The sequence below is a fragment of the Defluviicoccus vanus genome (assembly GCF_014672695.1).
GTDB lineage: Bacteria > Pseudomonadota > Alphaproteobacteria > Rhodospirillales > Defluviicoccaceae > Defluviicoccus > Defluviicoccus vanus.
Genome location: NZ_CP053923.1, coordinates 2,294,513 through 2,318,297, shown reverse-complemented (window position 1 = coordinate 2,318,297; position 23,785 = coordinate 2,294,513). Strand labels below are relative to the sequence as shown.

The 23,785-nt window shown below is 62.4% G+C and carries 17 protein-coding genes and 3 pseudogenes; 13 read left to right on the top strand and 7 right to left on the bottom strand.

Going from position 1 to position 23,785, the window contains the following annotated elements:
• Positions 1–184: 184 nt before the first annotated feature.
• Positions 185–1,714 (bottom strand): YifB family Mg chelatase-like AAA ATPase, encoded by a 1,530-nt coding sequence (locus HQ394_RS10525; RefSeq protein ID WP_190260215.1) that lies wholly within the window; start codon positions 1,712–1,714, stop codon positions 185–187.
• Between the two features lie 209 nt (positions 1,715–1,923).
• On the opposite strand from HQ394_RS10525, the gene HQ394_RS10520 reads away from it, so the two are divergent.
• The 4 genes and pseudogenes from HQ394_RS10520 to HQ394_RS10505 all read left to right on the top strand — a co-directional run bounded on the left by HQ394_RS10520 (position 1,924) and on the right by HQ394_RS10505 (position 5,082).
• Positions 1,924–2,874 (top strand): IS630 family transposase, encoded by a 951-nt coding sequence (locus tag HQ394_RS10520; protein ID WP_190260214.1) that lies wholly within the window; start codon positions 1,924–1,926, stop codon positions 2,872–2,874.
• Positions 2,875–2,950: 76 nt separating this feature from the next.
• A pseudogene (locus HQ394_RS21540) lies at positions 2,951–4,140 on the top strand (IS701 family transposase).
• A complete protein-coding gene (locus HQ394_RS10510) occupies positions 4,137–4,304 on the top strand; it encodes a hypothetical protein (RefSeq protein ID WP_190260090.1) in 168 nt (55 codons plus the stop codon). Before HQ394_RS21540 ends, HQ394_RS10510 begins: the two are co-directional and overlap by 4 nt.
• 598 nt (positions 4,305–4,902) lie before the next feature.
• A complete protein-coding gene (locus HQ394_RS10505; protein WP_190260213.1) occupies positions 4,903–5,082 on the top strand; it encodes a hypothetical protein in 180 nt (59 codons plus the stop codon).
• A gap of 171 nt (positions 5,083–5,253) precedes the next feature.
• On the opposite strand, the gene HQ394_RS10500 is transcribed toward HQ394_RS10505, so the two are convergent.
• Positions 5,254–7,851, bottom strand: a complete 2,598-nt coding sequence (locus tag HQ394_RS10500) for an MMPL family transporter (RefSeq protein WP_190260212.1) — start codon at positions 7,849–7,851, stop codon at positions 5,254–5,256.
• A 271-nt stretch (positions 7,852–8,122) separates the two neighbouring features.
• Between HQ394_RS10500 and HQ394_RS10495 the strand changes: the two genes are divergently transcribed.
• The 4 genes and pseudogenes from HQ394_RS10495 to HQ394_RS10480 all read left to right on the top strand — a co-directional run bounded on the left by HQ394_RS10495 (position 8,123) and on the right by HQ394_RS10480 (position 10,941).
• Positions 8,123–8,668, top strand: a complete 546-nt coding sequence (locus HQ394_RS10495; protein WP_190260211.1) for a hemerythrin domain-containing protein — start codon at positions 8,123–8,125, stop codon at positions 8,666–8,668.
• Between the two features lie 164 nt (positions 8,669–8,832).
• Positions 8,833–9,276 (top strand): annotated as a pseudogene (locus tag HQ394_RS10490) (IS630 family transposase); the annotation flags it as partial.
• A gap of 79 nt (positions 9,277–9,355) precedes the next feature.
• Positions 9,356–10,525, top strand: a pseudogene (locus HQ394_RS10485) (IS701 family transposase); the annotation flags it as partial.
• 224 nt (positions 10,526–10,749) lie between these two features.
• Complete coding sequence (locus HQ394_RS10480; protein ID WP_190260209.1) at positions 10,750–10,941, top strand: Hsp20/alpha crystallin family protein; 192 nt, start codon at positions 10,750–10,752, stop codon at positions 10,939–10,941.
• Between the two features lie 43 nt (positions 10,942–10,984).
• Here the strand turns inward: HQ394_RS10480 and HQ394_RS10475 are convergent, their stop codons facing one another.
• Both HQ394_RS10475 and HQ394_RS10470 read right to left on the bottom strand, forming a co-directional pair.
• Positions 10,985–13,186 (bottom strand): FdhF/YdeP family oxidoreductase, encoded by a 2,202-nt coding sequence (locus HQ394_RS10475; RefSeq protein WP_223291497.1) that lies wholly within the window; start codon positions 13,184–13,186, stop codon positions 10,985–10,987.
• A gap of 508 nt (positions 13,187–13,694) precedes the next feature.
• Positions 13,695–13,994, bottom strand: coding sequence for a hypothetical protein (locus tag HQ394_RS10470; RefSeq protein ID WP_190260207.1), 300 nt, complete (start codon positions 13,992–13,994; stop codon positions 13,695–13,697).
• A gap of 184 nt (positions 13,995–14,178) precedes the next feature.
• On the opposite strand from HQ394_RS10470, the gene HQ394_RS10465 reads away from it, so the two are divergent.
• On the top strand, positions 14,179–14,847 hold the full coding sequence (locus tag HQ394_RS10465) for an eCIS core domain-containing protein (RefSeq protein WP_190260206.1): 669 nt from the start codon (positions 14,179–14,181) through the stop codon (positions 14,845–14,847).
• Positions 14,848–14,894: 47 nt separating this feature from the next.
• On the opposite strand, the gene HQ394_RS10460 is transcribed toward HQ394_RS10465, so the two are convergent.
• Both HQ394_RS10460 and HQ394_RS10455 read right to left on the bottom strand, forming a co-directional pair.
• Positions 14,895–15,740: a formylglycine-generating enzyme family protein gene (locus HQ394_RS10460; RefSeq protein ID WP_456151582.1), complete on the bottom strand. Its 846-nt coding sequence runs from the start codon at positions 15,738–15,740 to the stop codon at positions 14,895–14,897.
• Positions 15,741–15,925: 185 nt separating this feature from the next.
• The gene (locus tag HQ394_RS10455; RefSeq protein ID WP_190260204.1) at positions 15,926–17,128 is read right to left on the bottom strand and encodes a pyridoxal phosphate-dependent aminotransferase; all 1,203 of its coding nucleotides are present in this window, start codon (positions 17,126–17,128) and stop codon (positions 15,926–15,928) included.
• A gap of 213 nt (positions 17,129–17,341) precedes the next feature.
• Between HQ394_RS10455 and HQ394_RS10450 the strand changes: the two genes are divergently transcribed.
• From HQ394_RS10450 to HQ394_RS10435, 4 genes are all read left to right on the top strand, one after another.
• A complete protein-coding gene (locus tag HQ394_RS10450) occupies positions 17,342–17,728 on the top strand; it encodes a response regulator (protein WP_190260203.1) in 387 nt (128 codons plus the stop codon).
• Between the two features lie 51 nt (positions 17,729–17,779).
• Positions 17,780–20,521, top strand: coding sequence for a PAS domain S-box protein (locus HQ394_RS10445; RefSeq protein WP_190260202.1), 2,742 nt, complete (start codon positions 17,780–17,782; stop codon positions 20,519–20,521).
• A gap of 25 nt (positions 20,522–20,546) precedes the next feature.
• On the top strand, positions 20,547–20,720 hold the full coding sequence (locus HQ394_RS10440) for a hypothetical protein (protein WP_190260201.1): 174 nt from the start codon (positions 20,547–20,549) through the stop codon (positions 20,718–20,720).
• Positions 20,721–20,725: 5 nt separating this feature from the next.
• Positions 20,726–22,240: a PAS domain S-box protein gene (locus HQ394_RS10435; RefSeq protein WP_223292084.1), complete on the top strand. Its 1,515-nt coding sequence runs from the start codon at positions 20,726–20,728 to the stop codon at positions 22,238–22,240.
• 60 nt (positions 22,241–22,300) lie between these two features.
• On the opposite strand, the gene HQ394_RS10430 is transcribed toward HQ394_RS10435, so the two are convergent.
• Positions 22,301–23,749: a B12-binding domain-containing radical SAM protein gene (locus HQ394_RS10430; protein ID WP_456151581.1), complete on the bottom strand. Its 1,449-nt coding sequence runs from the start codon at positions 23,747–23,749 to the stop codon at positions 22,301–22,303.
• Between the last annotated feature and the right edge of the window lie 36 nt (positions 23,750–23,785).

Below are 23,785 nucleotides of genomic sequence, written 5' to 3'. Positions count from 1 at the left end.
TTGCGAGGACCGCCATCTTTATGGCCATTCTCTCGTGCCGCCACCGCCTTGGCGGTGGACGATACACTGCCGCCGGCCGCTCCGAGCTGCGCCGCCATCTAGTGCGTCGAGCCGAACTCTCCCTGCAACAGAGCGGGCACAGCCGATGATCGAGCACGAGCTTTTGACTGGAGACGAGACTACTTCACCCGCCCCTGCCCGGCACCATCCGGCGGAAGGAGAGGGCCTCGGCGATGTGGATGCGGCGGACGGCGTCGGTGCCGTCGAGGTCGGCGAGGGTGCGGGCGACGCGCAAAACGCGGTGGTAACCGCGGGCAGTGAGGTGCATCCGGTCAACCGCTTCCGTCAATAATCGCAGACCATCGTCGTCGGGGCGGGCAACCGCTTCCAGCAGCGCCCCCTCCGCCTCGGCGTTGGTGCGCACCGGTGTCGTCCCGCCGGCGGCGCGGTAGCGCTGCCGCTGCACCGCCNNCCGGGCACGCGCCACCCGCGCTGCCACTTGCGCCGTCTTCTCCGTCGGTGGCGGCAGGGTCAGGTCGGCGGCGGAGACGGCAGGCACATCCACGTGCAGGTCGATGCGGTCGAAGACCGGCCCGGAGATGCGCGCCTGATAGTCCTGGGCGCAGCGTGGGGCGCGGCCGCAGGCGCGGGCGGGATCGTCGAGGAAGCCGCAGCGGCAGGGGTTCATCGCCGCCACCAGCTGGACGCGCGCAGGATAAGTGACGTGGTTGTTGGCGCGGGCGACAGCAACGCGGCCGGTTTCCAGCGGTTGGCGCAGCGCTTCCAACACCGGGCGGGGAAACTCCGGCAGCTCGTCGAGAAACAGCACTCCCAGGTGTGCCAGCGACACCTCGCCCGGCCGGGCCCGGAGGCCGCCGCCAACCAGGGCTGCCACTGAGGCGGAATGGTGCGGATCGCGAAAGGGACGGCGGCGGACAAGGCCGCCTTCGCGCAGGGCGCCAGCGATCGAGTGCACCATCGAGACTTCGAGCGCCTCCGCCGGCTCCAGTGGCGGCAGCAGTCCCGGCAGCCGCTGCGCCAGCATTGATTTGCCGGAACCGGGCGGTCCGACCATCACCAGATTATGGCCACCGGCGGCAGCGATCTCGAGCACACGCTTCGCCGTCTCTTGGCCCTTGATGTCGGCGAGGTCGGGATAGTGGCCGTTGTCCGCCTGCAGCTTCGGCTGTGGCGCCGACAACACCTGCGTCCCCTTGACGTGATTGATCAGTGCCAGCAGCGATGACGGCGCCAGGACTTCGATGCTGCCGGCCCATGCCGCCTCGCCGCCCTGCGCTTCCGGGCAGATCAAGTGCAGCGCCCGGCTGCTCGCATGCACCGCTGCCGGCAGCACGCCGGCCACCGCAGCCAGGGCACCGTCGAGGCCGAGCTCACCCAACGCGACATACCCGCCGACGGCATCCTGCGGTAGCACCCCCATGGCGGTGAGCAGGCCGATGGCGATCGGCAGATCGAAGTGGCTACCTTCCTTCAGCAGGTCAGCGGGAGCTAGGTTGACGGTAATCCGCTTCGGCGGCAGGCCAAGACCCATCGCCGCCAGCGCCGCGCGTACCCGCTCGCGGCTTTCAGCCACCGCCTTGTCAGGTAATCCAACCACGGCGAAGGTCGGCATGCCCGAGGCAATGTGCACCTGTACGTCCACATCGAGAACGTCGATCCCCTGAAAGGCGACCGTGTTAACCCGTGCCACCATTCGGATTACCCCCTTCAGGGTTAATTTACGCCAAAAAGGGCGGTATGCCAAGGATTTGAATGCTGCCGTTTCGTCGGCGCAAACACTGCGGCAATGTCCCACCCGTCGCCTGCGCTTAGAGCGGTTTCCGGGCGTCGGGAATCGCAAGGGATTCCCAAGAGATTGATTTTCTGATTCAAGCTGCGTGCTGGGGATGGAGGCCAGCATGCATGGGGCTGGGACTTTCGATGGATCTGCGCCGGCGGGTGATCGCGGCGATCGAGGATGAAGGAATGAGCTGCCGCCAGGCCGCGGCGCGGTTCGGCGTCGCGCCGTCGACGGCGATCCGGTGGCACGCGCGANCTGCGCAAGACGGGGATTTTGCGCCGAAGCCGCAGGGCGGCGACAAGAATTCGCACCGGATCGAAGCGCAGGCGGGCTTCATCCTGGGCCTGTGGGAAGAGCAGCGCGACATCACGCTGGTTGAAGTGCAGCGTCAGTTGGCCGAACGGGGCACGCCGGTCGGCATCGGCACGGTGCACCGTTTCTTCCAGCGCCACGGCATCACGCGCAAAAAGACCGGGCACGCGACCGAGCAGGACCGTGCGGATGTTCTGATGCGCCGACTGGCCTGGTTCGAGGCCCAGGCCGATCTCGATCCGGACCGCCTGGTCTTCATCGACGAGACCTGGGCGTCCACCGCCATGGCACGCACCCATGGCCGCGCCCCGCGGGGTGAACGGCTGCGCATGGGCGTGCCGTTCGGGCATTGGAAAACCACGACGTTTGTCGCCGGCCTTCGGCTGGCGGGCATCGTGGCGCCCATGGTACTGGACGGCCCGATCAACCAGCGGGCCTTCGAGGCCTATGTGGACCAGATCCTCGTGCCCGAGCTCAAGCCCGGCGACATCGTAATCATGGACAATCTCTCAAGCCACAAATCGCCCGCCGTCCGCACGGCGATCGAAGCCGCCGGCGCCGAGTTGCGGTTCCTGCCCNCCTACAGCCCGGACTTCAACCCGATCGAGAAGGCGTTCGCCAAGCTGAAGGCCCTGCTCCGCAAAGCCGCCGAGCGAACCGTCGACGGCCTCTGGCGCACCATCGGCCGCTTCGCCGACGACTTCACCCCAGCCGAGTGCGCAAACTACTTCAGCGCCTGCGGATACGATCCAGACTGGTAGGATTCCGCTCTACTACTACAGTTGCATTTTATCCTCTAATATGGTTCCGTTGCCTGCGGCTGTGGGAGGGCGACGGATGGGTGTGGCGGAATGGGCGGGCACGCTTGTTGATTGGAAGGCGGAGCTCGAGGGGTTGAGGCGGGTGATCGCGCCGGCGCTGGGGCGGGCGGAGACGCGCCGTTCGGCCGGGATGTTCATCGACGGGCTGTTCTCGGCGGCATCGCGCAAGACCGGCTGGATGCTGGCCGAACAGGCGGGCCTCGAGGCACCCTATCGCCTCCAGTCACTGCTCGGACGCAGTTCATGGTCGGCAGACCAGCTTCGCGATCTGGTGCGCGGGTACGTGACGAACGCGCTGGGTGATCCGGGCGGCGTGCTCGTTGTCGATGAGACCGGTTTCCTGAAGAAGGGCCGGCACTCGGTGGGTGTCGGCCGTCAGTACTCGGGCACCGCCGGCCGGATCGAGAACTGCCAGGTCGGCGTTTTCGTCGCCTACGCCAGCCGCTGGGGCCACGCGCTCATCGACCGGCAGCTGTACCTGCCGAAAGACTGGGCGGACGATGCGACGCGCCGCCGGACGGCCGCCGTGCCGGACGACGTCGAATTCAATTCAAGACCAAGCCGGCGATGGCGCGGGAGATGATCGAGCGGACGCTCGACGCCGGCCCGCCTTGCGCCTGGGTTCTCGCCGATGCGCTCTACGGCTCGGACAGTCAACTCCGGCACCTGCTCGAGGGCCGCGGCCAGCCTTATGTCCTTGCCGTACGCTCCAACCACACCCTTCGCTTCCTCGAGGACGGGACCCTCGTCCAGACCGACCCTGCCACCATGCTGGACACGCTGGCGGACGATGCGTGGTCGTCGCTGACCGCCGGCGAGGGGGCGAAGGGTCCAAGGCTCTACGACTGGGCAAGGCTGCCGCTCGGATGGTCGACGGATGACGGTTTCGAGCGCTGGCTGCTCATCCGCCGCAGCCGGCGTGATGCGCAAGCACTCGCCTATTACCTTGCCTATGCCCGGCAAGGCACGTCCCTGCCCGAGCTTGCCGCTGCCGCAGGCCTCCGCTGGACGATCGAGGAGTGCTTCCTGCGGGCGAAGGACGACCTCGGCCTCGATCACTGCGAGGCGCGCTCCTGGCACGGATGGCATCGCCACATGAGCCTGGTCCTCGCTGCCGCCGCCTTCCTCGCCAAATTGTCGGCCGACCAGCGCCGGATCGCCTTCGATAAACGGGACAAAACGAGTCCGGCCGCCGCGGCCGCATGACCGTCCCGCTCGCCACGCCGGAAATCCGCCACATGCTCGAAAGGATCCTGTTCCGGGCGAAAACCCATCCCGCCTTCGTCTGGGCCTGCTCACGATGGCGCCGCAGCCACCAAACGACAGCCGCCAGCAGTCACCGCAAGAAACGACTAGAAACGCAACTGTAGTACTAGCTGAGTGGTGGGCACGGATATAGGCCGCGGCAGCCTTGCGAACAGGTGACAGGCAGCCAACCGGTCAAACATTAGCGGCACGTTATTTAATGGTCATAATCACAGTGTCCTTAGCAGCAAAGCGTCGTTCATTTGATCAGCCGACAGAAAAGAGAAAATATTAAGAAGCCGGACTATTATTAAAAGAAAATTACCCTTGTCTGTAACAATTGACACATACCTCAGCCAGGCATTTCGGCTTTTCCTTCACCGTTTCTGTTGCAGCTCGGTCACATTTCGGTCTGGAACGCAGAAAAAGTCCCGCACCAGCTTGCAGTGATCCCTGCCACCTGATCATGGTTTAACGCATTAAAAAACTAAGGTTTTTGCCGAAATTGTGCGCCGCACCAAAGCGGTGTGCCGCATCTGCCTGCCAATGGGCGGAGCAGATCCCCGTTGACTTTACCGGGATGGAAGCTCAGATGGGAAGCGACCGGCCGGAGTGGAACCAGCACCCCGGCCGGCCAGTGTCCCTGATTTGGGAGACGATCTGCCTCGCACCGCTTGCGCTATCAATCGCTGGTGCGGGACAATGTGAAAGGATACCAGAGACATGAACCATCTTTTGTACAACATCGAACACGATCGAGTCGATCCCGTATTTTTCGCAGTTGTTCCCGATTCCTTCATGACCGGGAGCGGGAGCGTTCGCCCGCATCACCGCAGCGGTGGCGAGTGGCGTGAAGAAGTAGAACGGCCGATCGTCGCCTCCGGCGATCGCTGGAGCTTCTAGCCCCACACTCACAGCCGGTGATGGAGTGCTCGAACCTGTCGCTGCACCGCCACTAGCTGGTGAGCTGACATAACTCTCGCATCGATTGCTCTAGGCCCCGCCGGCTCGAGTTGGCGGGGCCGTTTGCATCGATCCAGACTGCATCGGCCAAACTGCACCGGCCGGGGTGTGCTATCCGCCGCTGTTTGGCTGAATGCCATTCTTGCCGAAGACCACCTGCAACGCCGGCAGGACGATAATCGTCGACAGCAGCGACAAGGCGATGGCGATCACCAGCAGCAGTCCCATGCTGGCCATACCGGGGTGCCTGACGATAGCGAGCGAGCCGAAGGACGTGATCGTCGTCATGGCACTAAACAGCACCGCGCGCGGCGTCGATGTTTCCAACAGCTGCGCCGTCGGGTCCTGGCGATGGCGAAGCACCATGTAGATGCCGCTGGCGACCCCCAGGCCGAACAGCAACGGCCAGACAATCACGTTGGCAAAATTGAGCGGCACCTTGAACAGCACCGTGATCGACATGGTCAGCAGGGCCGCCAACACCAGCGGCGCCATCACCATCAACGTATCGGCAACGCTGCGCAGAACGAGATAGAGCACCGCGAGAATGATTATCGCCGCGAGGATGCCCGCCTCCAGGAACGCCTCCACCACGGCGCGGCCGCCCTCGGTAGCGATGATCGCCTCGCCGCTGGCGCCGGGCGCGACGCGTTGCACCGCGGCAGCGAAGGCGACGCGGTTGGCCTGAATGCGCGCATCCTTGGCCGGGAACACCTCCACCAAGATGCGACCATCCGCCGCCTCTTTGCGAACCCGCAGCGGCTGCGGTAGGTCGGTGACGGTGAAGGCACTTGCCTGCAGGCTCTGCTGCAGCTGTTCGATGGCGGCGGGAAAGCTGGCCAGCATAGCGCTCTGCAATGCGTCCAGGTTGGCCTGCGTCGGCTTCAGGTCGGCAAGCGACGTGGCCAGGGCCTTGGCACCAGGACTGGCGTAGTGCTCTGCCGCGGCGGCTGATGCCGTCTGCAAAGCGGCCAGGGACTGGCGCAACTCCTCCGTCGAGGGCGCGGGTTCGCTGGCGATGGGGGTGAGTAGCGGGCCCATGAACAGTGCCATGTCGTCGATCAGCCGCAGCTTCTCGTTCTGTTCCGCTGGTACCAGATCGAAGATCGTCGTCGCTTCGCGCACTTCCGGCAACGCCTTCAGCGTCGCTACCAGCGCCCTCGCTTCCGCCTCATTGTTGACGAGGACGGTCGCCCGATAGGGATCGACCCGGGAATCCTGCAGCAGCTCCATGGTCGTCGCCACCGACTCCGCCGACGGATCGCGCAGATCAAGTGCTGAGTCGTTGAACCAGACCCTTGGCAGCAGCATCAGGGAGCCGATCGCCAGCGCCAGCGCCACACCGACAACCGCTTTTGGATGGCGCTCGACGAAGCGCTGCAGCGGACGTTGTAAATTCACCGTCTCCACGCTGGGATCACGGGCGCGGGTCGGNCAAAGGGCGATCACCGCCGGCAGGACGGTGAGGTTGGTCAGCAGCGCCAGACCCATGCCGATGGCGGCGATGGCACCCAGTTCGGCTAGGCCGCGATAGGAGGTGGGCAGGAACGACAGGAAGCCGATCGCCGCGGTGACTGCCGCCAGTGTCAGCGCCCCGCCGATGCCGGCCGCCGCTTCCTCTAGCGCCAGCCCCGGCGGAACGCCGCGATCGACAATTTCCTGATAGCGAAGGCCGTACTGAATACCGAAGTCGACGCTGATGCCGATGCACAGCACGGCGAAGGCCACCGAGATCATGTTGAACTGGCCGAAGATGACGAGGCCGAGAAACGTCGTCAGCGTCAGCCCAACAACAAGGGCGGCGAGCGTTCCGAGGACGAGGCGAAACGAGCGCAGGCCAACGGCCAGCAGAAGGATAACGATGGCGGTGGTCACCAGGTTGGCGACGCCGGTGCTCTGTTCGACGCTGGTGAGTTCGTCCTGCAGCATCAGCAGCTCACCGGTAAGGCGAACCCGGACACCGTGCTCCGGCGTCAGCCCCGCCTCGCGGGCGGTGGCGTGGATCAGATCGACGGCGGGCCCGGCAGGCGCAATGGCAGCAAAGTTAAGGACGGGGTCGACGATCAGGATTTGCCGGCGGCGATCCGCCCGGCTGCCCGCCTCGGGTGGCCCGTCGGAGAAGAGACTTTCCCAGGAAAAGGGGCTCGCTGTGCCGCTGGCCGCCGCCTTGACCTTGGCAGCGATTTCGGTGAGGAAGCGGTCGAAATCTGCCGGGACCGTCCCGTCGCCACCCATCGCATCCACGTTGCGCAGCGACAGCGTCAGGACGCTGGCAAGGCCGCGCAGCGAGGGGTCCCGATGCAGGCTGAGGAGGAAGGGCTGTGCTTGCGCCAACTGGCCGCTCAGGCTCTCTAGATCGGCGATCGAGGCGAACAGCAGCCCGTTCCGGCGAAAGAACGGATCACCCTCGGGATAGAACACGCTCTTGATAGCTTCGGGATGCGCCGACAGCTCGCTTGTGAGCCGCGCTGCTGCCGCCGTCGCCTGTTCCGGCGTGTCGCCATCAACGACAACGACGATGACGTTGGTGTCCTGCGGAAATGCGCGCGCGAACTCCGCGGCGTTGCGCATGAACGGTAGGTCGGGATCCAGCAGATCCACCACCGACGTATTCAATTTCATGTGGTTGAGGGTATAGACGAAGGCACCGGCGCTGAGCACCGCCATGAGCAACAGCACGAGCACCGGAGCTCGGCGAACTCGGTGCATGAATGCCGCAAACATGACGGGAAGCCGCTGAGAAATCGGGGACAAGAATAATCGCCTCGGTTAGGCGCGATAATGCGCGGGGGACAGCGGACGAGATCGCGTGAACAGGACACGCCGCGATTGCGACGGCAGCACGGCGAACGAAGGCCGAGAAAACCCATGGCGCCAGCCTTCGTCGTGTGCTAGGCGGACCCATGGGTTCGTTAGCAACGAACGGACGGACGCTGCGGTGACAATGGAGAGGGTCAGAGTCATGTCGGAAGTCATTCGGGTGCTGCGCCGAGAACATGCCAATATGGCGTCCCTCGTCAAGACGCTCGAATGGCAGATCAACGAATTTGAGCAAGGGGGACGTCCGGATTATGAGGTGATTCGCTCTGCGGTCGATTATTTTCTCGCTTTCCCCGACCTGTACCATCACCCGAAAGAAGACATGGTCTATACCCGGCTGCTGTCGCGCGACCCGGCGGTGGCGCAGCAGATTGGCGACCTTCGGCATGAGCACGAGATAATCGCGGTGCGCACGCGCGAGTTTTCTGCCGGGCTGAACGCCGTGCTCGACGAAGCCCAGGTTCCGCGCGAAGCGTTCGTTCGCTGGGCGCGCGGCTTCATCGAAGTGCAAATGGCGCACATGCGTATGGAAGAGGATGTGTTCTTCCCCGCCGCGTTGCAGGCTTTGACCGCCGCGGACTGGGAGGCGTTGACCGCCGAGATGACCAGCGAAGAAGATCCACTGTTCGGCGAAACCGTCGGCGCCCGTTTTGAGGCACTGCGCCAGACGATTCTGCGCTGGCAGCAGGAAAGCCAGCACGGCTAGAGCGGGATCCGATGGGGTTGAATCGAAAGGGGATCCCGTTTCGGCGTGGAATGTGCTCCCCCATGCTGGCTGGAGGAGGAGGCCAGCATGGATGGCGAGGGCGTATTCCCTGGAGCTGCGTCATCAGCTGGTTGCAGCGGTGACGGAGGACGGGTTGTCGCGGCGGCGAGCGGCTCCCGGCGAAGGTGCCGCACGCGCACGGGCAGACCTGCGCCTTCATCGCCGCGCTCCGCCACGATGGCGTCGAGGCGCCGTGGCTGCTCGGCGGGCCGATCAACGGTGACAGCTTCCAGCTCTACGTCGAGAAAATTCTCGTGCCGACGCTGAGGCCGCGCGACATCGTCATCCTGGATAATCTCGGCAGTCACAAGACCAAGGCCGTACGCCGAGCGATCCGCGCCGCTGGCGCTACGCTGCTGTTCCTGCCGAAATACTCGCCCGACCTCAACCCCATCGAGCCGCTGTTCACCAAGCTGAAGCATTGCCTGCGCAACGCCGCCGAACGAACCCGCGACGCCGTCTGCACCGCCATCGCCTGGATCCTCGAAACCGTTTCAGCCACCGAATGCACAAACTACCTCGTCAACAGTGGCTACGCTCGAACTTGATCTCATCACGCTCTACTACTACAGTTGCATTTTATCCTCTAATATGGTTCCGTTGCCTGCGGCTGTGGGAGGGCGACGGATGGGTGTGGCGGAATGGGCGGGCACGCTTGTTGATTGGAAGGCGGAGCTCGAGGGGTTGAGGCGGGTGATCGCGCCGGCGCTGGGGCGGGCGGAGACGCGCCGTTCGGCCGGGATGTTCATCGACGGGCTGTTCTCGGCGGCATCGCGCAAGACCGGCTGGATGCTGGCCGAACAGGCGGGCCTCGAGGCACCCTATCGCCTCCAGTCACTGCTCGGACGCAGTTCATGGTCGGCAGACCAGCTTCGCGATCTGGTGCGCGGGTACGTGACGAACGCGCTGGGTGATCCGGGCGGCGTGCTCGTTGTCGATGAGACCGGTTTCCTGAAGAAGGGCCGGCACTCGGTGGGTGTCGGCCGTCAGTACTCGGGCACCGCCGGCCGGATCGAGAACTGCCAGGTCGGCGTTTTCGTCGCCTACGCCAGCCGCTGGGGCCACGCGCTCATCGACCGGCAGCTGTACCTGCCGAAAGACTGGGCGGACGATGCGACGCGCCGCCGGACGGCCGCCGTGCCGGACGACGTCGAATTCAAGACCAAGCCGGCGATGGCGCGGGAGATGATCGAGCGGACGCTCGACGCCGGCCCGCCTTGCGCCTGGGTTCTCGCCGATGCGCTCTACGGCTCGGACAGTCAACTCCGGCACCTGCTCGAGGGCCGCGGCCAGCCTTATGTCCTTGCCGTACGCTCCAACCACACCCTTCGCTTCCTCGAGGACGGGACCCTCGTCCAGACCGACCCTGCCACCATGCTGGACACGCTGGCGGACGATGCGTGGTCGTCGCTGACCGCCGGCGAGGGGGCGAAGGGTCCAAGGCTCTACGACTGGGCAAGGCTGCCGCTCGGATGGTCGACGGATGACGGTTTCGAGCGCTGGCTGCTCATCCGCCGCAGCCGGCGTGATGCGCAAGCACTCGCCTATTACCTTGCCTATGCCCGGCAAGGCACGTCCCTGCCCGAGCTTGCCGCTGCCGCAGGCCTCCGCTGGACGATCGAGGAGTGCTTCCTGCGGGCGAAGGACGACCTCGGCCTCGATCACTGCGAGGCGCGCTCCTGGCACGGATGGCATCGCCACATGAGCCTGGTCCTCGCTGCCGCCGCCTTCCTCGCCAAATTGTCGGCCGACCAGCGCCGGATCGCCTTCGATAAACGGGACAAAACGAGTCCGGCCGNNCCGCGGCCGCATGACCGTCCCGCTCGCCACGCCGGAAATCCGCCACATGCTCGAAAGGATCCTGTTCCGGGCGAAAACCCATCCCGCCTTCGTCTGGGCCTGCTCACGATGGCGCCGCAGCCACCAAACGACAGCCGCCAGCAGTCACCGCAAGAAACGACTAGAAACGCAACTGTAGTACTAGCGTGGCGGATGACGCAGAAATCACGCTGAGCGACCGAGTGCTGACGATCCGTGGTGAGCGAAAGGCGGCAGAGACCGGCTACAGCTACTCCGAGCGCACCTACGGCAAGTTCAAACGTCACATAACCCTTTCGATTCCGGTCGTTGCCGACAGCGTATCCGCTGGCTTTGCTGATGGCGTACTGACGCTGACCATGCCGAAGCAGCCAGCTATCACGTTACAGGACTAGTCGACGGCAGAGACCTCGGTCACGCTGGCCTTGACTCTCCCTATCAGCGCTGAGCGTATTCAGGACTATTGAAAATACTTGGTTCAAGCGTCACCAGCACGTTCTTGAACGCCGGGGTCTTGGATTGCGGATCGGTTGTACGGGGAACGAGGACGTTGGCTTCCGGATAGTACATGAGCGCATTGCCAGCGCGGATATTCGCAAATGGGACAACGCGGATGTTGGCGAGGGTTCCGGTTTCGCTGCGTACTGTTACCCGCTGATCGGCACGCAACGCCTGATGCGCCATATCCTCTGGATGCAATAGGATGACATCACGGCCCTGGACGCCGCGGTAAATATCATCATCTTCGTAGACGACGGTGTTGAACTGGCCTTCACTCCTCACCGTCATCAGCCTGAGCGTTCCCTCTGCACCCTGCAGCGGCGGCAGGGTGTGAACGTGCAGATTGGCCCGACCATCGGAGGTGGCGAAACGTGCGGCGTGAAAGACGCGGCCGCTAACGTGAAACTCTTGTTTCGTTTCGTCTATCTGGCCGATCTCCTCAAATCCGGGAACGACGGCGGCGATTGCTTCGCGAATGCGTCGGGTTTGTGCCATCTCCTGCCAGTTGATCGGCGCCGCGGGACCAATCACCGCATCGGCGAGCTGCGCGATCATTTCCACCTCGCTGCGCGGTCCGGGGTGACGCGGCGGACCACCGTCGCTCAGACGGATGTAGTTGAACATGGATTCCTGGGTCGTCGCCTGCGGCTCCTCATCGCGCGCCAGCGATGGCAGGATGATCGTCTCCGCCGCCAGGGCATGGGCGTGACCGGTATTCAGCTTGGTATTGATGTAAACCAAAAGCTGTAACCGGGACAAAGCCTCACGCGCGAAGGTGGCGTCGGGGTTGGAGCCGAACAGATTGCCGCCGAGGCAAAAAGCGACGCTCAGCCGTCCGTCCGCTGCCGCTTCCATTGCCGCCATGGTGTCGAGCCCGGGGGTCGTCGGCAACCGTATGCCAAAGTGAGATTGCAGCCGCTCGAAGACCGCGTCCTTCAATTTTGGTGTTACGCCGACTGAGCCGATGCCCTGAACGTTAGAATGACCGCGGATCGGCAGCAGTCCGGCATGCGGTCGGCCAACCATGCCGCGCATCAGCGCCAGGTTGGCGATCGCCTGCACGTTATCGACGCCGTGGGTGTGGTGGGTGATGCCCATTGTCCAGGCAAAGACGACGTTGCGGCTGTTGGCGTACATCTCGGCAATGGTGTCAATTTCGTTGCGGTCGACGCCGCTCTTGGCACAGATTTCCTCCCAGGTGAGGCCACGCAGACGGGTCGCGAGTTCGGTCCAGCCGGTGCAGTGCTGTTGGAGAAACTCCAGGTCGATCGCCCCAATTTTGTCGATCTGCTTCGCCACGCCGGTCAGCAGCGCCAGATCACCGCCGATATGTGGCTGAACGTAAAGATTGGCGATCTCGCTGCCGAAGAGCAGACTGCGCACGTCNGCCGGGGAACTGAAGTTGACGAGACCGACTTCGACCACTGGATTGATGACGATGACACGGCCGCCGCGTCGTCGCAGATGGATGAGCGAATGCATCAGTCGCGGATGGTTGCTAGCGGGATTACCACCGATAACGAAGACCATATCCGCGTGTTCGATATCATCGAGGACGATGGTGGCCGTCCCGCTGCCGGTAACGCTGGCGAGGCCGACACTGCTGGCATTGTGGCAGTAGTAGCTGACGTTATTGACCGTGTTGGTGCCGTAGATGCGGGCGAACAGGTGCAGCAGGAACGCCGCCTCGTTCGAACTGCGGCCACTAGCGTACCAGAACGACTGCTCGGCTGGCGTCGCCTTCAGCGTCGTCGCGATGCGGTCGTGCGCCTCCGTCCAGTCGATCGGGGTGTAATGACTCTGGCCGCGACGATAGAGCAGCGGCTCAACCAGCCGCCCGCACCGTTCAAGTGTGCTGGGCGTCAGTGCTTGCAGTTCGGTGATACTGTGCTGGCGCCAAAATTCCGCCGGGATTGGTGCCTGCATGTCGCCCGCCATCGCCTGCATCGATTTCTTGCAGACCTGCGGAAAGTGGCCCGCCTCGTTGACCATGCCGCCGGATTGGCCGCCCATGCCGAGCGCACAGCTCTTGCAGGCGTTTTTCGACCGCAGCGCCTTGTATAGGGGAACGATACCGCCGGCCTCACGTGCTTTCGACCAGGCATAACCGACGGCCGGCCAACCTCCGCCCCGCGTCATTCTTGCCATCGCTCACCATCTGACCCGACCCGAACGAGCCGCCAAGGGCTGATTTGATTGGCCCTCAACTTTATGTATTGTACACAATCGCAGTATTGTAGGCGCGCGGCTTGCTAACCACTGCATTATTTGCCTTGGCCGCCGGGTTCAAACCACCGTTAAGTCAAAGCGACCTTTGTCGGCAAGGCGCAATTACCGAAGCGTTTGCCGATGGCAAACAGCCCCATTTCGGGAAACAGATTGAGTTCCTTATTCCCTGATCCCGCTTCACGCGACCGCACACGCGTCTAGCCAAGTGTGCAACATCAACTCCGGTCGCTCTAGAGACCGTTGGATGCAGATCTATGGACGATAGTCGACGAATGATAATCGAAGCGGAGCACCTGCAGGCGACAACGATATCACGGAGTACGCACCATTTCCGTCCGCCAGAGGGAAGAGATCGACCTCTACCCCCTGGCAATTACGCCGAAGCTGCAGATACCATTCGAACCAATAGCTAACAACGCTAGCACGTGCTCTTGGGGCAGGATGCAGTCGTTGCCATTCCTTTATTGATGGCAGTATGATATTTCATCATTGCATTGTTGACGCACAGGTCGCGCTCGTCCACTTGGTTCATGCGTTGACATGCGTTCATTGCCGTATTGAACTCGGCCTCGCCGGGTTGATTGGCGGTCGAGCATCCGGCGATAAGACCGATACTCATGGCACCGATCAGGCCGTAAGCCACAAACGAGCATTGCTTGAGTTTCATCGCCCTCACCTTTTTCTGAAGCCCCAACGGAAATACCTGCCTGCCGGTCATAGTACATTCAACATTGCGCGATAGTTCCACTAACACCCTTACAAGTAAGGCGTCTGGCGGTCAAGCCACATACCGTGATATTTATGCACTGCGGCATACTTGCATCTATCCCCCTCGCGTGCCACTGCAATGCATGCCCATATTGGTGCGATGCGGTAGGGAACGTGGGCGAAAGGATCGAAGGGTGCGGTTTGTTTTCCTCGTGCTGACCGTGTTCGTTATTGCCCTTATCGTCGGCGGGCGGTGGCGTGAAGCCGGTACAGCGGCCATAGCCGAGTCGTCACGCCTGCAACAGGGGATCGAGACGCTGAAACGCGCGGCATTGGGCGAGGATAGTCTCCTTACTGCCGGGCTGACGCTGGCACGTGACACAGCGGCGACGGCGGCGTCGAAAGAGATGGGGCCGGCGCTGCAGGATGCCATCGCTGCTTCGCGTCTTGCAGCCATCAACGCCGGTGTCGCCCCTATTCCACCCGAGGTTCGGCGCAAGCTGGTGGGGTTTTTCGACCGGCCGACGCTAGATCGAGTGCGCTACCGTGTGAGCTGGGGGACCAGCCGGCCACCGCTGGCACCCTTGTTCCTACTGCCACCGGTCAAGGCGGTGACGCTGGGAGACGTCATCGTTTTTCGCGATCAGGCAACCGCGGAGCAAATTCGAATTTGGGTCCACGAGCTGGGTCATGTGGAGCAATACGCCCGCTGGGGCGTCGAGGGTTTCGCCCTCCGCTACACCCAGAACCACCAGGCGGTGGAGGACGAAGCCTGGGCCGTCTTTGACCGCTACGACAGCTGGGCGCGGGAAAAGGGCCGTCTCGCGGCGACCAATTACGAGTCGGCGCCGCTGATGCGATGAAACCGGCTACCCACTAACCGCTCAGGCGCTCCTGTCTGCCAGAAGAGTTAACGCCCCGCTGCGGCGTCATCTGTCGCGGGCAGCGTCAAGGCGACGCGAAAGCCAATGGAGTTGTCGCGACCGTCCGCCTGGCCCCACAGNCGCGCCGCCGAACGCAATAAGTCCGGAGAATTGTCCCAGGAACCACCGCGCAGCGTGCGTTTGCTACAGCCGCGGCGCGAGTTGGGCGGCAACCCCTGCGTTGAAGCTGCCTTGTAGTCAGGCTGCCAGCAGTCTTCCACCCATTCCCAGACGTTACCGTGCACGTCAAAGAGGCCAAAAACATTGGCACGAAAGGACGCGACCGGAGCCGTCTGCTGTTCATCCCAAGCACTGCCACAGGTCTTGCAGTTGGCAAGATTGTGACCGATGTCGTTTCCCCACCAATACGCGGTAGTGGTACCGGCGCGGGTGGCATATTCCCACTCCGCCTCGGTGGGTAGGCGGTAGGGCTTGCCCGTCTTGCGCGCCAGCCATTCCACATAGTTCTCGGCGTCGTGCCAACTGATGTTGATCACCGGCCGTGGACCGCCACCCCAGCCTTCGTGTGGTGGCCGGTAGCCGTTGCAGCCGCCGTCGGCAACGCAGGCGATCCATTCGGCAAAGGTGACCTCGGTGCGACCGATGGCAAACGGGGCGGCAATCGTCACCTGATGCTGCGGTTGTTCCTCGGGTGCCGCCGCTGGATCATCGGCAGCGCTACCCATCAGAAACGAGCCGGCGGGAACGGTCACCACCTCCGGACAATCGTCGCAGTCACGAACCGCACGCGGTCCGGGATTGCTTGCCTCGATGCTCGCCGTTGCATCGGCTTCGACCACTGGTGCCGGCGAACCATCCGGCGACGGCAGCATGGCCGTCCAGACGTAATAGCCGACTCCGCCAGCCGTCAACGCCAGCGCGACCAGAACCGGCATGCGTCGCCGCCCCGAGCGGGTGGGCAGGAGCAGTGGATGCGCTGCGTCGGTAGAGTCTTCGCTGGCAACTAATCCATCGACACGTGCCGGAGTTTCTGGCCGTTCCCCCTGCATCGTCCGGCTCAGGCTAGCGCTGCACAGGCGCGCTGAATCCTCTGGCATGCCTCCTCAAGCGCGGATGTCGCCGTCGCATACGAAATGCGGAAGAAAGGCGACATGCCGAACGCGGCACCGTGCACCACCGCCACCCCCGCCGATTCGAGCAGATAGCCAACAAAGTCCTCGTCGCTGGCAATCGTCGCACCCGCCGGCGTCCGTTTGCCGATCACCCCGGCGCAGGACGGATAGACGTAGAACGCTCCTTCCGGCACCGCGCATTGCAGCCCCGCCGCCTGGTTGAGCATCGCAACCACGAGGTCGCGCCGCTCCTTGAACACCCGGTTGCGCTCGATAAGAAAGTCATGTGGGCCGTCGAGAGCTGCGAGGGCGGCGGCCTGACTGATCGAGCAGGTATGTGTCGTGCTCTGCGACTGGATCATGTTGATCGCGTCGATCAGGTGCTTCGGCCCACCGGCATAGCCCACGCGCCAGCCGGTCATGGCGTAGGCCTTGGCACAGCCGTTGACGGTCAGCGTGCGATCAAAAAGCCGCGGCTCCACCTGCGCCGGCGTCACGAAGCGGAAGTCGTCATACGCAATGTGTTCATAGATATCGTCGGTCATCACCCACACCCGCGGGTGCTGCAACAACACGTCACAGATCTGGCGCATTTCGACGTAGGTATAAGCCGCACCGGTGGGGTTGGACGGCGAGTTGAGAATCACCCACTTGGTATTGCGGGTCATCGCCTTGTCGAGATCTGCGGGGTTGAGCTTGAAGCCCCGTGCGGCAGCGCAGGGGACGATGACCGGCTCACCTTCGGCGAGCAGCACCATATCCGGGTACGAGACCCAGTAGGGGGCTGGGATCACCACTTCATCCCCNGGCTCGAGCGTCGCCATCAGGGCGTTGTAGAGCACCTGCTTGCCGCCACAGCCGACGGTAATCTGGTCCGACGTATATACCAACTCATTGTCACGCTTGAATTTGCGTGCAATCGCTTGGCGTAGCGCTGGTGTGCCGGCGACCGCCGTGTACTTGGTCTCGCCGCGATCGATCGCCGCCTTGGCCGCTGCCTTGACGTGGTCAGGTGTGTCGAAGTCCGGCTCACCGGCACCGAGGCCGATAATACTGTGGCCGGCCGCCTTCAGCTCGGCGGCTTTCTGCGTCACGCCGATGGTGGGCGACGGTTTGATCCGGCCGAGACGAGCGGCGAGGAAGGCCATGATATCTCTCCCCAATGACCCTTGATGTTTGTTTACCTTCGGATACTTAGAAGCGAGTGGCCAAGGAGGCAACCAGGAATAAGTCGCGATCGATGGCATGCGTCGACGTCTGCCTGATGGTCACACCGCCCGCGGCTGCAATATCTCTTCAGTGACCCAAAAAGTTGAAGTACGCTAATAATAGAAAAATTTGCGCGTTCAGAGGTGAAGTCCATGCCGGCGAAGCACGACAAACGATTGCTGGTCTGCGACGATGAACCCGCATTCGGCCGCTATATTAAGAACGTTGCCGAAAGCCTCGGCTATGCCGTGTGCGTCACCACCGAGGGGACAGCGTTCATCGACGCATATGGGGGCTTTAATCCGACGACGATCATCGTCGATATGATCATGCCCGGGATGGATGGCAACGAGCTAATTCTCTGGCTGGCACAGCAAAAGTCGGCCGCGCGCCTAATCATCATCACCGGATTCACCCCCGATTACGCCACCCACGCCAAAATACTAGCGGAATACAAGGGCCTACGGCCGGTCACAATGCTGCACAAGCCAGTGGAACTCGAACTGCTCCGCGCCGCGTTGGCTCCAGAACCAATGTAGGACGGGACTGCCGAGGCTGAGCTCAATCTCGTCCCACGCAAGGAAACGACCATGGGTGAACACCTGCGCTTCGCCTTCCGTATCCTCGCGATCACCAGCACGATTGTGTGCATCGGTGCTGGTTGTTGTGTCGGCATTGGCATGGCAGCGGCGGCGGACGTGGAAACGACACCGGTGATCGTCGCCGTAGCTCAAGATCTCTACCCCGAGTACACGCTCGATGCTGATGGCCGTCCCGATGGCTTCGCGGTCGATATGATGACTGCGGTAGCAAAGCGGGCTGGGCTGAACATCACCTATCGCGTAATGGAGGGCTGGCCCGATGTGATCACCACGCTGGAGCAGGATGCGGCCGATGTGATTCCCATTGTCGCCATGACCAGTGCGCGTGAGCAGCGGATGCTGTTCACCCGTCCGCTGGTCACCTCATCGATTTCGCTATTCGTTCGCGCGGATGCAGACCCGCGCGGTTGGACCGATCTTACCGGACGCCGAGTGGCGGTGATCAGCGGCGGATTTTCCGCCGAATTCCTCGGCGAGAACTATCCGAGAACGCGTCTGCTACCCTATACGCAACTGAAGCACGCCCTGTTTGATCTGTTGTCGGGGGAGGTTGACGCCCTCGTTTCCTTCGACGCCGCGGTTTGGAAGGTCGCCGACCACGCGCGCGTCACCGACCGAATCAAGGTCCTTGGCGGTCCTATCGCCGAATCGCACCGGGCTATTGCCGTGCGTCAAAACCTGCCCGGGTTGCGCGACCGGCTTGACGATGTCGTTGCCGGATTTATCAAGTCGCCGGACTATGCGCAGCTCTACGCAAAGTGGTATGCGGCATCGCCGTCATTCTGGAGCACGGAACGCGTCGGCTGGCTTGCCGGCGTCTCCACAGCATTCTTTCTCCTCGGCATGTTGATCTGGCAGGCGCTGTCTCTGCATGCCGAAACGCCGCGATCGGCCGCCGGTGTCGCCGCACCGGTGGTACGAGCGAGAGCTAAAGGTCTGTGGGCTGGACAGAAACTCCCGCAACTATGCGGCATCGCCGCCCTCGTGCTCGGCAGCACAGTCCTTTTGGGCTGGACGCTGCAACTCCCCATCCTTAAGAGCGGGTTGCCGGAAGCATTTGCCATACAGCCCTGGGCCGCCGTCAGTACAGTAATCGCCGGTGCAGCGTTGCTCTTCGCCACCAGGACATGGCGGCCTGCCGTGATCCTCACCTACGTCCTAGCCGGTGCGGTTCTGATCATCGGCCTGCAGATTCTGCTTCAACACCTGTCCGGTGCTGAGTCTGGCATCGATCGATGGCTGTTTCCCGGCGCCGTCAGCAACCATACAGGTCTGTCGTCTCCAGCCCGCCTCGCGCCGGTGACCGCGTCCGCCTTCATCGCCCTTGGCGGGATGTTGCTGCTTGTTGGGGCGGAGCGAAGGTGGTTGCGGGCAATTTATGCCGCTCTCGGAGCGCTTGGGCTATTGCTGATGGCGACAATTTTGGTCGGTTATCTGTTCGGCGGCGGCAGGCTGCAATCGGTGGCCTTCGTGACGCCGATTGCAGTGCTCACGGCAATGATCCTCGGTATCCTGTTTATCGGCGCATTGACCTTGCGCCCGGACGTCGGTTGGATGGCGGTGCTCTGCGGCGACCGCCCAGGTGCTGTCTGGGCACGCATGCTACTGCCGGTAACAATTGTCGGGCCCTTGCTACTTGCCTGGCTGTTCGCCGTCGGTGCCGCCGCCGGGCTATACGAACCAGAATTTCAGGTTGGGCTCTCGGCGTTGGCTACAATGGCGCTGCTGGTGACCAGCCTGCTTTGGAGTGGCGTCCGCGTCGATCGCCTCGATCAGGCGCGGGAAGTCGGCCTCGCGGCATTGCGTCGAAGCGAAGCGAGACTGCGCCACTTCATCGATGCCGCGCCGGTGGCGATGGCGATGTTCGATAGCGAGATGCGCTACGTTGCGGTCAGCGAGCGGTTCATCACCGACTACAGGTTACAAGGCCGGGAACTGATCGGGCGCAGCTACTATGAGCTTTTTCCGGACGTTCCTGTCCACTGGCGGGTTGCGCAACAGCGAGGTCTGCAATTCGCTGAGACCAAGCGTTCCGCAGGCGAGCCGTTTGTCCACGCCAACGGTCAAGTAGACTGGGTGCGCTGGGAGATTCAGCCTTGGTTCGATGCCGGCGACAAGGTTGGCGGTATTGTTCTCTTTAGCGAAGATATCACCGAACGAAAGCATGCCGAGGATGCATTGCGCGAGAGCGAAGCCCGGCTGCGACGGACCGTGGAGCATGCGCCTTTTCCGATCATGGTACATGCCGAGGATGGGACGGTGGTCCATCTCAGCCGATCCTGGCTGCAACTGACCGGTTATGATCGCGCCGATATAGGCACCATCGCCGATTGGACGGAGCGAGCCTACAGGGAACCTGATCGTGCCGCCATCCGGGCTGAAATCGACCGGCTCTATGCACTCGAGGCCCCATTGGACGAGGGCGAGCATGCCATACGTACCGCCGATGGACGGAGACGTGTCTGGGCGCTCTCCTCTGCGCCGCTTGGGCGGGATAGTCACGGTCAGCGATTGGTCGTGAGTATGGCGTCGGACGTCACCGCTCGCAAGGAGGCCGAGCGCGCCCTCGGCGCGACCGAAAATCGGGTGCGCGCGCTCCTCGATGCCAGTGCGGATGAGATCCTGCTCATCGGCATTGAAGGCAATGTGCTCGCCATCAACAAGGCGGCGGAACGCNAGATTGGCGAAGCGAACAACTGTCGCCAACCTGATCGACTCCCGACTTCATGAGTTGCTGCCTCGGGATCAGGCAGAAATGCGTCTGGCTACCGTCGGAGAAGTAGCAGCAACCCGCATCGCTCAACATTGCGAGGTGCAGGCGCACGCACGTTGGTTCGAGTTCTGGTACTATCCGGTCATTCAGTCCGACAAGCCAGTCACCGAAGTTGCCATCTACGCCCGAGAGATTACGGCACAAAAAAATGGCTAACGGACCTGAGCAAGTTTTTTCAGGCAGTCGATCAAAGCCCCATGTCAGTGGTTATCACTGATTGCAATGGTAAAATCGAGTACGTCAATCCGGAGTTTACCAAGGTTACCGGTTACACCTCCGAAGAAGCCATCGGTCAGAATCCGCGCATTCTCAAGTCCGGGCACACTTCACCCGAAGCTTACGCAGAGCTTTGGCGCATACTCACCGCTGGCGGGGTGTGGCGGGGAGAATTTCTGAACCGTAAGAAGAACGGTGAATTGTACTGGGAGAGCTGGNCATCGATCGCCGCAGTCAAGATTGAGGAAAAAATCACCCATTTTGTCGCAGTCAAAGAAGACATCACCATCCGCCGCGAAATGGAAGAACAGCTTCGTCATTCGCAAAAGATGCAGGCGGTGGGGCAACTCACCGGCGGCATTGCACATGATTTCAATAATTTACTAGCCATTGTCATCGGCAATTTACAGCTTATGCGCGAAAAGATTGGTGGCTACGATACCAAGGTTCGCGATTACCTTGACGATGCACTTTGGTCAGCAAGGCGAGGTGGTGAGCTAACGCACCGGCTGCTGGCCTTTGCCCGCAAACAGCCGCTCAAGCCTGCTGTCATCGACATCAACAACATTGTGCACGGCATGAGCGAACTTTTGCGGCGAACACTGGGCGCCCGCATCCGGATCGACATTTCGCTGGCGCCTGACCTCTGGCAAGCCGTTGCCGATCGCGGCGAATTGGAACGGGCGATTGTCAATCTTGCGGTGAACGCCCGCGACGCGATGCCGACAGGAGGGTTGCTCAATCTGGAGACGCGGAATACGCGACTCGACGAGGATTACTGCGGGCAATGCGAAGAGGTGTTGCCTGGTGAGTATGTGATGCTCGGCGTCACCGACAGCGGCAGCGGCATGTCGCCGGACATTATCGAGCGGGTATTCGAGCCGTTCTTTACCACTAAGGAAATAGGCCAGGGTAGCGGACTCGGCCTGAGCATGGTCTACGGCTTCGTCAAGCAGTCTGGCGGCCACATCAGCATCTACAGCCGGGTTGGACACGGCACCTCGGTCAAGCTCTACCTGCCACGGGGTCCACTGTCAGCGCAGGGCCGAAAGGAAGCAACGGCGGAAGAGCCCGCGGGTGAATTTGGTGACTCGGTGGTCCTCGTCGTTGAGGATGAACCGAAATTGCGCAAGGTGGCGGTGATGATGCTGGAGCGCCTGGGACTGCGCAGCATGCAGGCAGAGAATGCAAAGGATGCGCTGGCACTCCTGGCCTCGTCGCGTCCCGACGTGCTCTTCACCGACATCGAATTGCCGGGTGGGATGAACGGCATCGACCTCGCCGATGCGGTTCACGCACTAGACCCCACCATCAAGGTGCTGTTCACCACCGGCTATGCGCACGAAGCCGCGCTGCACGCACGATGGCTGAAAGACAAGATCCCGTGGCTGCTCAAGCCCTATTCGCACCTGGATCTGGCGCGAGAATTGCGGGCGCTGCTGCCTCCGGCGGTACACTAATGGGATCATCGCACCCGTTCATACAGGGTGGCAGCAACAGGCTCCGCGCTTGCCGTTCGATCAGCCGTCCACGGCTGGCGCCAAGGCGGCCAGCTCTGCATCCATATGGGCACTGGCGTGAATGCCGGCGGGCATAGGGCGCCGCCGAGCCGCCTCATGCTGGGCGTGGTTGTCCTCCACCATTTCCCGCCAGACGGCGTGCTGCGGCGTCATCGGTGGCTGGGCGACGTGCGCCGGCATCGGTGTCGGCGGCGCGATCATCTCGCGCGCGCCGATACCGCGCACCTCGATCTGGCGATAGAACATATTATAAATTGACCACAGCCCGCGCGGCCGACTGCCACGGAGCGGAAATCGCTTCGCCATCGACCGGTAGGAGTAGAACCGCTCGTAGGTGCGGCGATAGCCATCGCGCAGCTCTTCGGCACTCATGCACTCTGGCTGATAGACGATATTGCTCTGGTCGTACTTGCTCCAGTCGCAGGATACGATCTTACCGGCGCGCACCATCTCGTACCAGGTGACGGTGCCTGGATAGGGCGTGAAGATGGAGTAGGCGCAGGAGTCGTACTCTGCGTCGATGGTAAATTTCGCCGTTTCATCGAACACGGAAGGATCGTCACCGTCGAACCCGAACATGAACAAGCCGAGAACCATCATTCCATGCCGATGGATCTTGTCGACGAGGTTGTGAAAGTCTTCCGGTTTGTTCTGGTATTTGTGTACGTTGCGCAACGTTGCTTTCGACATTNNGGATTCGAAGCCGATGCACAGCTGATAGCAACCGCTTTCCGCCGCCATGGCGAGAAGCTCTTCATCGTGCGCCGATGCGGTGTTGACTCCCGCCTGCCAGCGAATGCCGCGGCCCTTCATCGCCCGCATCACCTGCATCGCTCGATCCTTGACGCCGAAGAAATCGGCATCGCCGATGGTGATCAGCCGGTCGCCGCAGGCTTCGATGTCACGCAGCACGTGATCGATCGGCTTAAAGCGGAACTTGAGGCCGTACATCATGTGTTCGGCACAGAACGCGCAAGCATGGTGGCACCCACGCGCCGTCTGGATGAAGGTGCGGTTGAAATAGCGGTTGCTCTTCATCAGGTCGTAACGCGGCAGCGGGATGTCTTCCATCGCGCTCAGCATCTTTGCCTTGTAGATACCGCCGAGTTGTCCCTGTTCCAGGTCATCGAGCACGCGCGCCATGACTAGTTCCGCTTCACCGACGACAACCGCATCCGCGTGGTCGAGAGCTTTTNNCGGCATGAAGCTCGGGTGGACGCCGCCCATCACCACCGGCACGCCGCGGCGACGAAAGCGATCGGCGATGGCGTAGCCGCGCTTGACGTAGCAGGTCATTGCCGAGATGCCGACCATGTCGATGGCGAGATCGAAATCGATCGGCTCCACGTTCTCGTCTACCATCACCACCTCGTAGCGATCCTGCGGGATCAGCGCGGCGACGGCGAGTAGGCCAGTAAGTGGCGAAAACAGAGCGCGCCCGAACAGCATCGGCTGGGTAATCAGCGAGTCGGCTTTCGGGTTGAT